This is a genomic window from Streptomyces lucensis JCM 4490 (assembly GCF_014650035.1).
GTDB lineage: Bacteria > Actinomycetota > Actinomycetes > Streptomycetales > Streptomycetaceae > Streptomyces > Streptomyces lucensis.
Genome location: NZ_BMUE01000003.1, coordinates 574,345 through 588,528 on the forward strand (window position 1 = coordinate 574,345; position 14,184 = coordinate 588,528).

12 protein-coding genes are annotated in these 14,184 nt (G+C 74.7%); 5 read left to right on the forward strand and 7 right to left on the reverse strand.

Annotated elements, in window-relative coordinates; genetic code table 11:
- Window positions 1–24: 24 nt before the first annotated feature.
- Genes IE177_RS10430 through IE177_RS10440 form a run of 3 tightly spaced genes read right to left on the reverse strand, consistent with a single transcriptional unit; the run spans window position 25 to window position 4,678 of the window.
- Window positions 25–1,566, reverse strand: coding sequence for an MATE family efflux transporter (locus IE177_RS10430; RefSeq protein WP_229815982.1), 1,542 nt, complete (start codon window positions 1,564–1,566; stop codon window positions 25–27).
- Window positions 1,563–3,152, reverse strand: a complete 1,590-nt coding sequence (locus tag IE177_RS10435; RefSeq protein ID WP_190014917.1) for a hypothetical protein — start codon at window positions 3,150–3,152, stop codon at window positions 1,563–1,565. Before IE177_RS10435 ends, IE177_RS10430 begins: the two co-directional genes overlap by 4 nt.
- Entirely contained in the window at window positions 3,149–4,678 is a 1,530-nt protein-coding gene (locus IE177_RS10440) for a hypothetical protein (RefSeq protein WP_229815983.1), read from the reverse strand. The genes IE177_RS10435 and IE177_RS10440 overlap by 4 nt, the downstream gene beginning before the upstream one ends.
- Before the next feature lie 206 nt (window positions 4,679–4,884).
- Between IE177_RS10440 and IE177_RS10445 the strand changes: the two genes are divergently transcribed.
- A complete protein-coding gene (locus tag IE177_RS10445; RefSeq protein WP_190014918.1) occupies window positions 4,885–5,865 on the forward strand; it encodes an NAD-dependent epimerase/dehydratase family protein in 981 nt (326 codons plus the stop codon).
- A 32-nt stretch (window positions 5,866–5,897) separates the two neighbouring features.
- Window positions 5,898–7,106 (forward strand): glycosyltransferase family 4 protein, encoded by a 1,209-nt coding sequence (locus tag IE177_RS10450; RefSeq protein ID WP_190014919.1) that lies wholly within the window; start codon window positions 5,898–5,900, stop codon window positions 7,104–7,106.
- Window positions 7,107–7,383: 277 nt separating this feature from the next.
- Here IE177_RS10450 and IE177_RS10455 read toward each other — a convergent pair whose 3' ends face one another.
- The 3 genes from IE177_RS10455 to IE177_RS10465 all read right to left on the reverse strand — a co-directional run bounded on the left by IE177_RS10455 (window position 7,384) and on the right by IE177_RS10465 (window position 11,025).
- Window positions 7,384–8,595 (reverse strand): glycosyltransferase, encoded by a 1,212-nt coding sequence (locus tag IE177_RS10455; RefSeq protein ID WP_190014920.1) that lies wholly within the window; start codon window positions 8,593–8,595, stop codon window positions 7,384–7,386.
- Complete coding sequence (locus IE177_RS10460; protein ID WP_373305059.1) at window positions 8,592–9,182, reverse strand: LbetaH domain-containing protein; 591 nt, start codon at window positions 9,180–9,182, stop codon at window positions 8,592–8,594. The genes IE177_RS10455 and IE177_RS10460 overlap by 4 nt, the downstream gene beginning before the upstream one ends.
- A 370-nt stretch (window positions 9,183–9,552) precedes the next feature.
- On the reverse strand, window positions 9,553–11,025 hold the full coding sequence (locus IE177_RS10465; RefSeq protein ID WP_229815984.1) for an exopolysaccharide biosynthesis polyprenyl glycosylphosphotransferase: 1,473 nt from the start codon (window positions 11,023–11,025) through the stop codon (window positions 9,553–9,555).
- Between the two features lie 187 nt (window positions 11,026–11,212).
- Here IE177_RS10465 and IE177_RS10470 point away from each other — a divergent pair, with 187 nt between their 5' ends.
- Window positions 11,213–11,851 carry a DedA family protein gene (locus IE177_RS10470; protein ID WP_190015118.1) on the forward strand — a complete coding sequence of 213 codons (639 nt, stop codon included), beginning with the start codon at window positions 11,213–11,215 and terminating at the stop codon, window positions 11,849–11,851.
- Between the two features lie 11 nt (window positions 11,852–11,862).
- Here IE177_RS10470 and IE177_RS10475 read toward each other — a convergent pair whose 3' ends face one another.
- Window positions 11,863–12,342, reverse strand: a complete 480-nt coding sequence (locus tag IE177_RS10475) for a hypothetical protein (RefSeq protein WP_190014921.1) — start codon at window positions 12,340–12,342, stop codon at window positions 11,863–11,865.
- A 128-nt stretch (window positions 12,343–12,470) separates the two neighbouring features.
- Between IE177_RS10475 and IE177_RS10480 the strand changes: the two genes are divergently transcribed.
- Both IE177_RS10480 and IE177_RS10485 read left to right on the forward strand, forming a co-directional pair.
- Window positions 12,471–12,833, forward strand: a complete 363-nt coding sequence (locus IE177_RS10480) for a DUF779 domain-containing protein (RefSeq protein ID WP_190014922.1) — start codon at window positions 12,471–12,473, stop codon at window positions 12,831–12,833.
- Window positions 12,834–12,905: 72 nt separating this feature from the next.
- The gene (locus tag IE177_RS10485) at window positions 12,906–14,144 is read left to right on the forward strand and encodes a phosphodiester glycosidase family protein (protein WP_190014923.1); all 1,239 of its coding nucleotides are present in this window, start codon (window positions 12,906–12,908) and stop codon (window positions 14,142–14,144) included.
- Window positions 14,145–14,184 lie beyond the last annotated feature (40 nt).

A 14,184-nucleotide genomic window follows, 5' to 3' on the forward strand; every position in this document is an offset into this window, starting at 1 on the left:
CCCGGGGGTTGCGACCTCCCTGGGTCATGCGGCGCGACGGCGCAGCACTCCGACCAGCTCGCTCACTCCCAGCGACCTCCGATACCACCACAAACTAGTTCCAAGTACGCACGATCCGAAGGTCATCGCGACGGCGAGTCCTGACGTGCTGTCGCCTTCCAGCATCCGGGCGGCTCCCAGCACCACGGCGACGGCCAGTGCGGTGCCGAGGGCGGTGGTGTAGCCGCGGTCGACGGTCGTGAAGCCGAGGCGCGCGCGGATCAGCAGGGCGGCGGAGACGTTCTCCACGACGATGGCCGCGCCCCAGGACACGGCCGCGCCGAGAACGCCCCACGCCGGTACGGCGAGCACGCCGACCGTCAGCTGGACCGTGAACGCCGTCGCGGTGACGGCCAGGTGCCAGGAGCTCTTGCCCGCCATGAGGAGCACGGTCTGCGCGTTGCCGACCGCCACGTTGATCATCGCGGCCGCACAGAGCACGACCAGCGCGGGCGCGCCGCGCACGAACTCCGGGCCGAACACCGACAGCACGGTCCGGGGGAAGCCCGCGACGAGGAGGAACAGCGGCCACGAGAAGAGCACGATCCAGCAGGTCGAGACGTGGTGCAGGCGGCGCGCCCCGGTGGTCTCCTCCATGGCGAGCAGCCGGCTGATCTGGGGCGCCACGGCGAGCCGGACGGCGAGCTGGAGCAGGGTGCCCGCGGTGACGACACGGCCGATGGCGGTGTAGACGCCCGCCTCGGTGCTGGTGGCCAGGGCCGACAGCAGGATGACGCCGACCCAGACGGCACTGATGTCGAAGACGGAGGAGATCGCTCGGGGTGCCGCGAATCCCCAGAAGGTGCGCCAGGGCACGTCCTTCCACCCGGCGGGGTGCGCGGTGCCGCGGACGGCACGGCAGCGGCGCAGGGCCAGCCAGGCGGCGACGGTTCCGCACAGCGTGGGCAGCAGCCAGGCGGCGGCCAGGGGCAGCATGCCGGGCGCGTAGTACGCCACGGGCAGCGCGATCAGTACGCGCAGCACCGGTTTGCCGATCTGCTCCACACCGACGAACGGCACCACCGTGCCGTGGCCCTGGGTGGCGCCGAGGAGGACCAGCCCCACGGTGGCCGGCGGCAGGAACACGCCGAAGAGCCGGACCAGGGTGATGGCGTCGGCCTGCCCGAGGTGGGGCAGGAGCGTGGTCGCCACTTGCGGGAAGAGCAGCAGGGGCAGGGCGGCCGCGGTGCCGGCCACGGCGGCCGGCAGCACGGCGGCCCGCAGCAGGGCGCCCACCGAGTGGCCGCCGCCCACGGCGAGGTCGCGCGAGACGAAGCGGACGAGTCCGGTGTCGGCGCCCAGCTTGCAGGTGTGGCCGAGGATGGTGAACAGCGCGACCCCCGTGAAGACCGCGCCGGCGCCTTGCGCTCCGACGGCCCGGGTGATGAGGCCGACGAGGAGGAAGGCGAAGACGGCGTTGACCGCGGAGCCCGCCATGCCGAACCATCCGCCGCGTGCGGCGGCGGCCACCCCGCCGGGTGCGGTGGTCCCGGCGGGCGCGGGCGCGGCCGTTTCCCGGGCGGTCACCCGCGGGAGGCCGTGAGGGCGTCGTCCTGGGCGGGGAGGTGCACGGCCGCCGGCGGCGTGGCGGGCGCCGCCCCGGGACGCCGCCAGGGACGGCGCAGGGCGGCGCGCAGGCGTCCGCGTCGCCGGCCGGCGTCGAGCACCGCGCCGAGGAGGGTCCCGCCCGCACTGCCGATCAGCTCGTGCGCCCGCCTGAGATCGTCGCGGCGCGTGGTCCCGGCGCCGGCGACCAGCAGGACGCCGTCGACGCGCTGGGCGACCGCCAGGGCGTCGGCGTGTTCCAGGAGCGGCCTGGTGACCACGACCGCGGTGCGGGAGCCCGCGGCGGGCAGGACCCGGTGGACGGCGGCGGACACGCCCGCCCGGCCGTGCGCGCCGGTGCCGTCGGCGGCGCACAGGGTGAACCGTCCGGCGGTGCCGGCGTCGACGAGGCGGCTGCCCTTCGGCCGGGTTCCGTCCCGCGCGGTGCGGGCGCCGCCGGCCGGCACGAGCGGCAGCCGGTCGGCGAGGGAGGACGGGCCGGGGCCCGCGTCCACCAGCAGCACCTCGTCCCCGCACTCGGCCAGTGCCGCGGCCAGGTTGACGGCGACCTCCCCGGTGGCGGCGCCGTGCCGGGGAGCCACGACGAGGACCCGGCCGGCGCCGGCCGGGAGCCCGGTGCCGCGCAGCCGGTAGGCCAGTGCGCGGTAGGCCTCCGAGCGGTCGCCGTCGTGCCGGCCGACCGTCAGCGGGTCGTCCTCGGCGCCGGCGGGTGGCAGCATGCCGAGCACCGGGGCGCGCAGCGCGGAGCGGACGTCGCCGGCGGACCGCACGCGGGAGTCGAACGAGGAGCGCAGCCAGGCCAGCAGGATGCCGAGGGCGAGGCCGCCCGCCAGTCCGAGCGCGAGCAGGAGCGCCCGGCCGGGGCCCGCGGGCCGGGTGGGGGCCTCGCCCCTGCGGACGATGTCGCCGCCGGTGGTGTCGCGGGAGCCGATGTCGATGACGCGCTTGTGCAGGGTGTCGAGCGCGCCGCGGGTGGCGGAGTCCGCGGTCTCCCCCTCCGGGTCCTTGCGGGCCTGCCGGTTCATCGCGGCGATCTGGTCCTTCAGGCCACGGGTGGCCCGCTGTACCGCGGCCTCGTTGCGGTTCCCGCGGTCGGCCAGGTAGGCCTCGGCGAAGGCGTTGGCGCCGCGCGCCGCGCGCTCGGGCGTGCCGGCGGTGAAGGCGAAGCGCAGCACCTGGGACTTGGGCGGGCTGGTGATCCGCAGGTCGTCCTCGAGGGCGCCCGCCCGGCCGGCGGGCTGCCCGAGGGCGCGTGCCGCGCGGACGGCGACCGTGGCGCCGGCGGCGATCTGCTGCTCGGTGCCCATGCTGAGCTGGCTGTCGGCGGCGACGCCGGCCGCGCCGAAGGGGTCGGCGGTGGAGCGTACGAGGACTTCGCTCGTGGAGGTGTAGACGGGGGCGCGAAGCAGCGCGAGGCCCGCCCCGCCGAGCAGCCCCACGGCGATGCCCAGCGCGATCGCCGCGCGGTGGCGCAGGAGCCGGCGCAGTTGGTCGCGTAGCTGGTCCGGCTCGTCGTACCGGTCGTCGAAGTGGATGGGGCCGGTCACGAGTGCCCTCCTGTTCCGGGGATGGATGCGCGACGGGTGGGTGCGGGCGGCGGCGCCGCCGCGAGCCGGGGAGCCCGGGCCGTCGGGGTGGTGATGAGCAGCGGTACGGTCATCAGCAGCGTCAGCGGGCCCACGATGCCGAGCAGGCTGCCGCGCAGGAAGACCATCTGGTAGAAGGCGAAGGCGGGGACCAGGAGCACCGCGAGGGTGTCCGTCCGGTCGCGCAGCCGGTGCCGTACGTCGTCCATGCGGCGTCCGGCGGCGCCGAGCAGGAAGAACACCAAGGCCACCGCGGCCGGGCCGGCCCACAGATAACTCTCGGCCCACAGCGGCGCGGAGAGGTTGAGGAAGTCGTAACCGGCGTACCGGGCGAGGGCGATGCCGGTGTCCTCGGGTTTGTCCGGCCACAGCGGGCGGGGCACCATGAACAGCGGGGGCCCCAGGGCGTCCAGGGGGGCGAAGCCCTTCTCCGCCACGTAGTCGAGACCGGTCTGCACCTGCTGGAAGGCGTCGTAGTCGCCGTTGGTGGTGAACTGCTCGGCGAGGGAGACCACGGCCATCTGCTCCCGGTCGCTGTAGCGGAAGTAGTCGCTGTACGGGAAGACGACGAGGACGGTCGCCATGAGGGTGGCCGCGATGGCGCGGAAGGCGCGCGGCCGGCACAGCCGGGGAACGGTGAACAGCAGCGTCAGCAGCACCGTGCCGGCCCAGAACCTCGGCTTGCTGACAGGGTTGTTGACGAGCGCGTTCAGGGCGAGGAGCAGCGGCAGCAGCGACAGGCGCAGGACCCGCAGGAGACGGTCGCCGCCGGGCAGGCGCGGCACGTGCAGCAGGCCCAGGAGCGCCCAGAACGCTGGTACGGACAGCGACCAGCTGCGCAGGGCCTGCCGGAAGGCGTCACCGGAGCCGTCCGCGGTGCCCGCTTCCCGCAGGGCCTGGCGGCTGGTGAAGTAGGCGGCCGGTCCGCCTGGTTGAGCCGGGACGAGTACCACCGCGAGGGCCAGGGCGAGCCCGCAGAGCGTCAGCAGCCGCCAGGGGGCGAGGCGGCGGGCGAGCAGCCGCTCCAGCGGCCCCGGTGAGGTGGCGGCCGGCCGGGCGGCGCGGGTGCGCTCGCGGCGGGCGGCGCAGGACGTCCCGACGCTGTGGGCGAGGAGGCCGAGTTCGACGACGGCCACGGCGGCGAGGGCGGTGCCCTCGCCGGTCCGGTAGGGCCACGGATAGGTGTCGGTGCCGAGCTGCGCCAGGGGTGCGAGGCCGAGCCAGATGTAGGCGAAGGCCCAGAAGCCGAGGGCGACGAGCCGCACCTTGGTCGCGGTGAGCACCCGGGTGAGCGCCGCGCCGGTGTGCGCCACGACGACGCCCTGCGCGGCGAGTACCGCCGTGAGGCGCGCGTCGCACGACACGAGGACCAGCCCGGGCAGCACCGCGACCAGCGCCACGGCCCAGAGGCAGACCGCCGCCACGCTGCGGACAGGGGTGTCCGTACCGGACTCCGCACCACTGGGGCAATTCGCCTGGAAAGTCATCAACAGGTTTATAGCGGGCGCGACATCCGAACCCGCACAGGCGCGCGCGAATCCGGGGCGGCGCACGCGGTCCGCCCCCCGCGCTCCACAGCCATCGGGTGGACGCGGGCGGCCGCGCGGCGTGCCTTTGGTTCCAAATCGTGACAAATATGTATTCCTTGGGCACTGACCGACCACCCATCAGATCTCCGGACAGGGAGTTGCCCATGAGCAAGCAGGTCGACGTCGTCGTTGCCGGTGGCGGGGGATTCATCGGGGGCCATCTCGTGGGAGACCTCCTGGCCCAGGGGCTCAGCGTCCGCTGCGTGGACATCAAGCCCCGGCACGAGTGGTACCAGGTGCACGGCGCCGCCCAGAACGTGATCGCCGACCTGTCGCTCCTGGAGAACGCGCGGGCCGCCGTGCGGGAGGCGGGACAGGTGTACATGCTGGCAGCCGACATGGGCGGCATGGGCTTCATCGAGAACAACAAGGCCGCCTGCATGATGTCGGTGCTCACCAGCACGCACATGCTGCAGGCCGCGCACGAGGCCGGTGTGGAGCGCTACTTCTACTCCTCCTCCGCCTGCGTCTACGCCGCCGGCAAGCAGACGGACCCGGACGTCACGGCGCTGCGGGAGGAGGACGCCTATCCGGCGCAGCCGGAGGACGGCTACGGCTGGGAGAAGCTGTTCTCCGAGCGCATGTGCCGCCACTACACGGAGGACTACGGGTTCACCACGCGCGTCGCCCGCTACCACAACGTGTACGGCCCGCACGGCACCTGGGCCGGCGGCCGGGAGAAGGCGCCCGCGGCGGTGTGCCGGAAGGTGGCCGAAGCGGTCATCTCCGGTGACCACCGGATCGAGATCTGGGGGGACGGCCTGCAGACCCGTTCCTTCATGTACATCGACGACTGCCTGCACGGCACGCAGATGATCATGCGGGGGGACAGCGGCGTACCGGTCAACCTCGGTTCCTCGGAGCTGGTGACCATCAACCAGCTCGTCGGCATCGTCGAGGAGATCGCGGGCGTGCGCTGCGAGCGCAGCCACCGGCTGGACGCTCCGCAGGGCGTGCGCGGGCGCAACTCCGACAACACGATGATCCGCGAGATCCACGGCTGGGAGCCGTCCGTCTCCCTGTTCGACGGCCTCGAGAAGACCTACGCCTGGGTCTACGACCAGGTCAAGCGCTCCCAGCAGTGACGGCCGGACCGTCGCGAGGACATGGAGAGCCGATGAGGATCCTCGTCCACGACTACAGCGGCCACCCGTTCCAGGCCCAGCTGAGCCGGGAGCTGGCACGCCGCGGCCACGACGTCGTCCACTCGACGTGCACGGCGTACGTCTCCGGCAAGGGCAACCTCGCCGGAGGCACCCCGGGCCTGCGCTTCGTCACCATCGGGGACGGCGTCAGCCTCCGCAAGGAGGCCTACTTCCGGCGGCTCGGCCAGGAGACCCGGCTGGGCCTCCAACTCGCCCGGCAGGTACGGCGCGAGAAGCCCGACGTGGCGCTGCTGTCCAACCTGCCCATCCCGGTGCTCGTCGTGGCGGCGGCCGTCCTCGGCCGGCTGCGGGTCCCGTGGGTGCTGTGGCACCAGGACGTGACCGCGGTGGCGCTGAAGAGCTTCGCCGCCGCCGACGTCGCGAAGTCGATGGGTGTCGCCGCCAAGGTCTTCGAGGCGGGCGAGAAGTGGTCGGCGCGGCGGGCCGCCGCCGTCGTCGTGATCGCCGACTCCTTCGTGCGGGTCCACGAGCAGTGGGGCACCGCCGGCAAGGTGACCGTCATCCCCAACTGGGCGCCGCTGGACGAGATCGTGCCCCTGCCGCGGGCCAACGCCTGGTCGGCGCAGCACGGTCTGGACGATGTGCGGACGGTGCTGTACTCCGGCACCCTGGGCCTGAAGCACAATCCCGTCCTGCTGGTGAGCCTGGCCGAGCGACTGCGTGAACGGGGTGTGCGGGTGCGTCTCGTCGTCGTCAACGACGGCCCCGCCGTCCCGGTCCTGCGGGAGGCCGCAGCGGCCCGGGGCGTCGATCTGGTGCTGCTGCCCTTCCAGCCGTATGAACGGCTGCCCGAGGTGCTGGGCACGGGCGACGTCCTCGTCGTCCTGCTGGGCCCGGACGCGGGGCAGTTCTCGGTGCCGTCCAAGACGCTGTCGTACCTGTGCGCCGGGCGACCGGTGCTCGGTCTGATGCCCGCGGAGAATCTCGCCGCCCGGCTGCTCCACCGGGCGGGGTCGGCGGTCTTCCCACCGGAGGAGTCCGCACTGGACGGCGCGGCCGCCTGGGTCCGGGAGGTGCTGTCCGACCCGGGCCACGCCGAGCGGCTGGGCAAGGAGAGCCGTGCACTGGCCGAGCGGGAGTTCGCCCTGGAGGGATGCGCTTCCCGGTTCGAGGACATCCTGCGGAGGGTGACCGGCGCCGCCGGCCGAAGCAGCGACTGAAGCAGCGACTGAAGCACGACGGCCGTGGCCGGCCGCACCGCCGGCCACGGCCGTCCGGCCGTCCCCGGCCCGGCGCCGGGCCACGCCACGACCGGCCCCGCAACGCGTCCCCGGGACCGGCGATCGGGCCACCGGCCCCGTGACGTGCGGTCCCACCGGCGGTGTCCGCTGCCCGGACGCGCCGGGCCCGCGGACCACCCCACCGCAGGCGCCGGTCCTCGGCGGCGCCTGCGCCGTCCCGGGCCACGGCCGTCTGCCCGGCGGCCCGGGGCGGCGGTCAGGCCGTGGGCTCCGCGGCGGACGGCTCCTGTCGGGGGCGGCCGCCGGCGGGGCGTACCTCGTCACGAGGGTCGCCCAGGACGGCGGGCCGGTTGCGGGCGCTGTCCCGGTAGATCTCCTCCAGCCGGTCCGCCACCGCGTCGATGGAGAAGACGTCCTCCACCGCCCGCCGGCCGGCGCGCGCCATCCGGGCGCACAGGACGGGGTCGCCCAGCAGCCGGCGGACCGCGTCCGCCATGGCCTCGGGGCTGCCGTCGGTGACGAGGGCCGCGCCGCGGCGCGCCAGTTCGCCGGCGATGCCGCAGGTGTCGGTGCAGACGACGGGCGTGCCGGCGGCGAGGGCCTCGATGACGGTCATGCCGAAGGGCTCGTTCTCGCTCGCCAGCACATGGACGGCGGCCGTCCGGTAGGCCTCGCGCGCGTCGGCGGGGTCGAGGGCCCCGCCGTAGTGGACCACGTCCGTCAGTCCGTCGGCGATCAGGCGCCGCACGGCGGGCAGTGATCCGTCGTCCGGGCCGTACAGCGTGAAGCGGGCCTCCGGCACCGTCTCGTGCACCAGCGAGGCCATCCGCACGAACGCCTCAGGACGTTTGCGCGGATGCAGCCGGGCCAGGAACAGCACCCGGGGCTCGCGCGGCCGCCGCGGCTCCGGTTCGGGCGCGCCCGGCCGGATGCCGTTGGGCAGGACCCGCAGCGGCGGGCCGTCGGGTCCCAGCACCCGCGCCACCAGCCGGCGCTCGTGCTCGGTGAGGACCAGGCAGGCGCGGCTGCGGCGCAGCAGCGGCAGGTACAGCAGGTCGAACAGCCGGACGGGGAGCGCGGTGCGCGGCTCGACCATGCCGTGGGTCTGCGCCACGTACGGAACGCGGCGCGCGGCGGCGACGGCGAGAGCGGCGAGCGAGACCAGATCGCGTCCCGCGTGCACGTGCACGACGTCGGCGTCGCCCACGGCCCCCCACAGGTCGCGCAGGAGGAGGGGATGCAGCACGCCGGTGAAGCCCCGCGACGGCAGCAGCGCGCGGGCCGGGCGGGAGCGCAGCCGGATCGGGCCGAGCCGGTCGGGCGCCCGGCTCACGCCACGCCACAACGCCGTCAGCGTGACGTCGTGACGGCGCGCGGCGAGCTCCTCCAGCTGGGCGACCGCCACGCTCGTCGGCCCGCCGTAGGCGCCGTCGTCGCTGACGAGCGTGACCACGTGGAGCAGTCTCACGCCGCGACCCCCTTCGTCGTCAGGATCGCGCCGGGCGCCAGGTCCCGGTGGGCGACGGCGCCCGCTCCCACCACACCGCCGCTGCCGACGGTGACGCCCCGCAGGACGACGGCACGGGCCGCGACCCAGCTGCCCGGCTCCAGCCGGATGGGGCCGTTGTCGAACTCGAACGTGACGGAGCCGCGGCGGTGGCTGCCCGTGCACAGCAGCGCGCTCTGCGAGACGCAGCAGTCGCTGCCGATCGTGACGGGTTCGAGGTTGAGGATCCAGGCGCCCTCGCCGATCCACACGTCGTCGCCGATCTCCAGCTTCCACGGCCAGTGCACCCGCACCCCGTGCCGGATCAGCACCCGCTGTCCGACGCGTGCGCCGAAGGCGCGCAGCAGCGCGGGCCGCCAGCGGGCCGGGAACCACCACTTGACGAAGAGCAGATGGAGGGCGGCGAACCAGGCGGCCTGGACGAGCAGGGGCCGTCCCTTGTCGTATCCGGCGCCGGTGAAGCCGCGCAGCGAGCGCGCCACGACGGGCCGGTGTGTCATGCCCCGCACGGATTCGCCGGGCTGGGGGGCGGCTGCGGTCTGCGCCATGAAGGTGTCCCTTTCCGAGAGCCGGGGCCGAGGGCCGGGGCCGAGGGCCGAGGCGGTCACCCGCGCGATCCTTCATGCCGCGGCGGCCGCATGCCCCGTGATTCGGTCGTGTTGGCGGCAGGCTTGCCCGGATGGCGCATCGGTGTCCCCGGCCGCTAGGCCCTGTCGCCGCCCTCCCGGCGTCCGCCCGGTGGGCGGGCCTCGCGGCGTCACGTGCGTGCTCCAGGCGTGCCGGGTCCTGGCCCTCGTACGGGATGTACTCGCACCTGGGCCCGGTACGGCGAGAGTGCGTGCATGGCGTCGCGGGGCATGCGGGAGTTCGACGACATGGCCCAGGGCGAACGGTGCCGTCCGCGTCCGGGACGCCCGGTCAGTAGGCGCCCTGTCCGTCCAGCACCGCCCGCGCGGTACGGGCCACCACGTGCAGGTCCCCGGCCAGGGTCCAGTTGTCGACGTAGCGCAGGTCGAGCGCGACCGTCTCGTGCCAGGAGAGGTCCGAGCGTCCGCTGACCTGCCACAGCCCGGTCAGGCCCGGCTTCACGTGGAGGCGGCGCATCTCGACCTCGTTGTACTCGGCGACCTCCTCGGGCACCGGAGGACGCGGGCCGACCAGGGACATGTGGCCGAGCAGGACGTTGAACAACTGGGGCAGCTCGTCCAGCGAGTAGCGGCGCAGGACACGTCCCAGCGGGGTGACGCGGGGGTCACTGCGCATCTTGAACATGTGGCCGTCGTTCTCGTTCGCCGCCTCCAGCCCGGCCTTCAGCCGGTCCGCGCCGACCACCATCGTGCGGAACTTCCACATGGGGAACCGCGTGTTGTGCCGGCCCACCCGGATCTGCCGGTAGAAGGCCGGGCCCGGCGAGCCGAGCCGGACGGCCAGCGTCAGCACGAGGAACAGCGGCGCGAGCAGGGCGAGCAGCAGCAGTGCGCCCACGCGGTCCAGCACGGCCTTCGCCAGGACCGGCACGCCCCGGCGCAGCGGTGGCACGACGTGCAGCATGGTGAGCCCGGCCGCCGAGGTGAGCCGGACCCGGCGCCGTGCGACGTCGACGACGCCGGGCACCACGACGAGCTGGTGCCCCCGGTCGTGCAGTGCCCAGGAGAGCCACCGCAGCCGCTCACCGGACATCTGCGGGCCCGGCACCACGAAGACCAGTTCGGCCGAGAGCTCGTCGACCGCGCCGAGCACCGCCGCCGCGTCCTGTCCGGGGTCCGCGGGCACCTCGCGGGACAGCCGCCGGTACACGGGTACGCCGGAGAGCACCTCGTCGTCCCCGACCGGGCAGGATCCGACGATCACGTGCTCGTGATCCGTGCGCTGGGCGAGCTGCCCGACCACCGCGTCGACCGTCGCGGCCGCGCCTACCACCACGGCGGGGCGCAGCGCCCGGCCGTCGCGGCGGGCGGCCAGCAGGTGACGGTGGATCACCTTGTGGCACACGGCGGTGAGGGCCAGCGCGGGGATCAGGGCGGTGAAGGCCTCGGCCGGCACGCTGCTCAGGCCGCACAGCACGCGCAGCGTCGCCAGTGCGCCGACCAGCAGCAGCCAGTCCCCCAGTACGGCCCGCAGGCCGCCCCCGTCGCCCCACGCCGAGGGCGTGTACCGCCGGCCGGCCACTCTGGTCAACGGCCACAGCACGGCCGCGACGGCGGCCAGGCGCAGCGGGTGCGGCTCCTGGACCTCCACGATCGCCGCCGCGACGGGCAGCGCCGCGCCGGCCGCGTCCACGCAGACGGACACGGGTCCGTACCAGCGGGCCGCGCCGGCCCTCGGACGAACGGGCACGGGCGGCAGGGAGACCGGCGCCTGCCGGGGTGCCGCGATGTGGGACGGCCGCATGCTTCTCCTTCGAAGCTCCGAACTCGGACCACCGGCGCGTCCGCTCAACCCGCCCAGGGCGGAACCGCGCCTTGACGTGATCTTTATATCAAGCGAAGGACGTTATGTCGGGATTGTCCAAAATGCGACGCGAGCACGGGATGCTGGAGGGAACGACCCCGACGAGGACGGCCAGGAGGCGATGGCGGTGATCGCCGTCAACCCGATGGACAGCGCCTCGGTGCTGGCCGCCTTCGGCGCCCTCGGAGTGCTCGTGGTGACCTTCGCCGAGTCCGGGCTGCTGGTCGTCGGGTTCTTCCTGCCCGGCGACACACTGCTGTTCCCGGCCGGCGTCCTGTGCGCCGGAACCGCTCAGGCCCCGGCCCGCCTCGCGTTGTGGCAGGTGCTGCTGTGCGCCGCCGTCGGCGCCGTGGCCGGAGGCCAGGTGGGCTTCCTGCTCGGGCGGCACGGCGGGCGGCCCCTGCTGGCCCGCGCCTCCGGACGGCGGCCCGGGAAGGCGGTCGCACGAGCGGAGGCGCTGCTGGCCCGCTACGGCTACCGCAAGGCCCTGGTCATCGGGCGGTTCGTACCACTGCTGCGGACCGTCCTGCACCCGGTGGCCGGCGTGCTCGAGGTGCCCACGCGGACCTTCACGGTGTGGCAGACCGTGGGCGGGGTGCTCTGGTCGCAGACCCTCGTCCTCGCCGGCTACACCCTCGGCGCATCCGTCCCGGACGTGGACGACTATCTGCTGCCGCTGGTCGCCGTGGTCGTCGTCCTCTCGCTGCTGCCGCTGCTGATCGAGGCCCGCCGCTCACGCCGCGAGCGCCGCCGCTCCCCGCGCTGACCCCGGGCAGGTCAGCGTCCCCCGCGGCGCCTGCGGCCGGGCCGGGGAGGCCGGTGGATCGTGTCCAGCTCGCCGACGGCCCCGCGCAGGTGTGCGGGGTCGCCCGGGCCGGTGCCCCCGGCGCACCGCCAGTACGCACGCCCCGCGTCCCAGGCGGCGTGCATCCCCAGCCCGTGCAGCGTGCAGACCGGCCATGCCCGCCACAGCAGCTCCATGACCGTGTCCTGGGCCGCCCCGGCCACGGCCCGGAGGGCTTCGGCCGCGGACGACACGGGTTCCAGCGCATTGCCGTGCGCGTCGCCGTTCGCGAGTGCCACGTGGACCCACTCGCCCCCGTCCTCGTCGGGGTACGCGACGAGGCGCAGCGCGGGCTGCTCGGGCAGGGTCACCGCCAGGTCCCGGTTGACCGCCGCCAGCGCCTCGTCCCACACCGGGTACTCCCCCACCGCCACGAAGCGCGGTCCGGGCGGGCCGAAAACGAAAGGACTCATGGACCCATCGTCCCAGCCGGGCCGCCGCCGGGACCGTGCGCCCGTCGGCAACGACGCCTTCTGGACGCAGGGGTGACCGTCCGTGAGACTGAACCGGGTCCGGTGCCCACGGTTCTCAGGACGGCCACATGGAAGAGACAGTGCCCCGCGTCGAACTCACCCCGCGTGCCGCCGAGCTGGTACGCCGGCTGCGGGCCGTGCACGGTCCGCTGATGTTCCACCAGTCCGGCGGCTGCTGCGACGGCAGCGCGCCCATGTGCTACCCCGACGGCGAGTTCCGCACCGGCGACTCGGACGTGCTGCTGGCCGAGCTGGCGGTGGAGGGCGTCGAGGAACCCGTCACCTTCTGGATGTCGCGGAGCCAGTACGGGGCCTGGAGCCACACGCGGCTGATCGTGGACGTCGTGCCGGGCCGGGGCAGCGGCTTCTCCCTGGAGGCACCCGAGGGGGTGCGTTTCCTCACCCGTTCTCGCGTAGTCGACGCCCAGTAGGCCCGCCGGCCCCCGGAGTCTGGTGCACTGGCCCCGCTGTGCGGGACAGTTGACGGAACATCAGGGGGCACGGTGGCGAGACGTCGCAGGCGTACGGCAGCGGGCAGAGCGGTTCTCACGGTGGTCACGGCGGTCGGTGTGCTGGCCGGTGCGGGCCTCGCGGGGGCGGCCCCGGCCGGTGCCGCGCCGGCGGGCAGACGGATCGCGCCGGGCGTCACCTACCGGCAGTTCGACGTCGAGGGCGCCGCCGGTACGGCGCACGCCCATCTGCTCACCGTCGACCTGGGCGACCCGCGCGTCCGCGTCGATCTGCTGCACCCGGGCGCGGTGGCGGCCCGGGACACCGTCTCCCGGCTGGCGGACTCGGCCGGGGCGGTCGCCGGGGTCAACGGGGACTTCTTCAACATCACCGAGACCCAGCACCCCGGCGTGGAGGCCACCGGCGCGCCCGTCGGTCCGGCGGTCGCGAACGGGCGGGTGCTCAAGGCGGCGGTGCCCGCGGGCCAGAGGTTCGGGCCCGCGCTGCCGCCGGGGACGACCACCGAGGACGTCTTCGGCGTGGGCACCGACCGGCGGCCCCGGCTGGACCGGCTGACCCTCGCCGGCTCCGTCACCACGCCGGAGGGCCGGCTGCCCCTCGGGGGCCTCAACCAGTACGCGCTCCCGCAGGACTCCGTCGGCGCCTTCACCGAACGCTGGGGCGGCGCCTCCCGGGCGCGTGCCGTCTGCGGCACCGACACCCAGCGGTCGGCGCCCTGCACCGCCGACACCCGCGAGGTCACGGTGAGCGGCGACCGGGTGGTCTCCGTGTCCGACGCCCCGGGCAGCGGCTCCGTCCCCGTGGGCAGCACGGTCCTGCTGGGCCGTGAGGAGGGCGCACGGCAGCTGCGCGAGCTGTCTCCGGGTGACCCGGTGACCGTCACGCACACCCTGGTGGCGGCCACGTCGGGGGTCCCGTACGCGTTCGCGGTCGGCGGCTTCCCGGTGCTGCGCGACGGCAGGAGCCTGCCCGGCCTCGACGACGCCGCCTCGGCGGTGCGCACGGTCGTGGGCTTCCGGGGCGGCGGACGGCAGCTGCTGATCCTGGCGCTGGACGGGGCCGCGGCCTACCGCAGCGGCCTGACCGTCGCGGAGGAGGCGGACACCATGCGGAAGCTGGGGGCCTCCGACGCGGTCAACCTCGACGGCGGAGGCTCGACGGAGCTGGTCGCCCGGGACGCGGACGCCACCGCCGTGACGGTGCGCAACCATCCGAGCGGCGGCGCCGAACGCCCCGTGCCGAACGGCATCGGCGTCTTCTCGGCCGCCTGAGCACGGCCGCCCGGCCGGGGCCGCCCGACCGCGGCCGCCG

Excerpts from the sequence above, each read along its gene's own strand:
- IE177_RS10445 (WP_190014918.1), top strand. The coding sequence starts at position 4,885 with ATGAGCAAGCAGGTCGACGTCGTCGTTGCCGGTGGCGGGGGATTCATC.
- IE177_RS10480 (WP_190014922.1), top strand. The coding sequence starts at position 12,471 with ATGGAAGAGACAGTGCCCCGCGTCGAACTCACCCCGCGTGCCGCCGAG.
- IE177_RS10475 (WP_190014921.1), bottom strand. The coding sequence starts at position 12,342 with ATGAGTCCTTTCGTTTTCGGCCCGCCCGGACCGCGCTTCGTGGCGGTG.
- IE177_RS10450 (WP_190014919.1), top strand. The coding sequence starts at position 5,898 with ATGAGGATCCTCGTCCACGACTACAGCGGCCACCCGTTCCAGGCCCAG.
- IE177_RS10460 (WP_373305059.1), bottom strand. The coding sequence starts at position 9,182 with ATGGCGCAGACCGCAGCCGCCCCCCAGCCCGGCGAATCCGTGCGGGGC.
- IE177_RS10440 (WP_229815983.1), bottom strand. The coding sequence starts at position 4,678 with ATGACTTTCCAGGCGAATTGCCCCAGTGGTGCGGAGTCCGGTACGGAC.
- IE177_RS10465 (WP_229815984.1), bottom strand. The coding sequence starts at position 11,025 with ATGCGGCCGTCCCACATCGCGGCACCCCGGCAGGCGCCGGTCTCCCTG.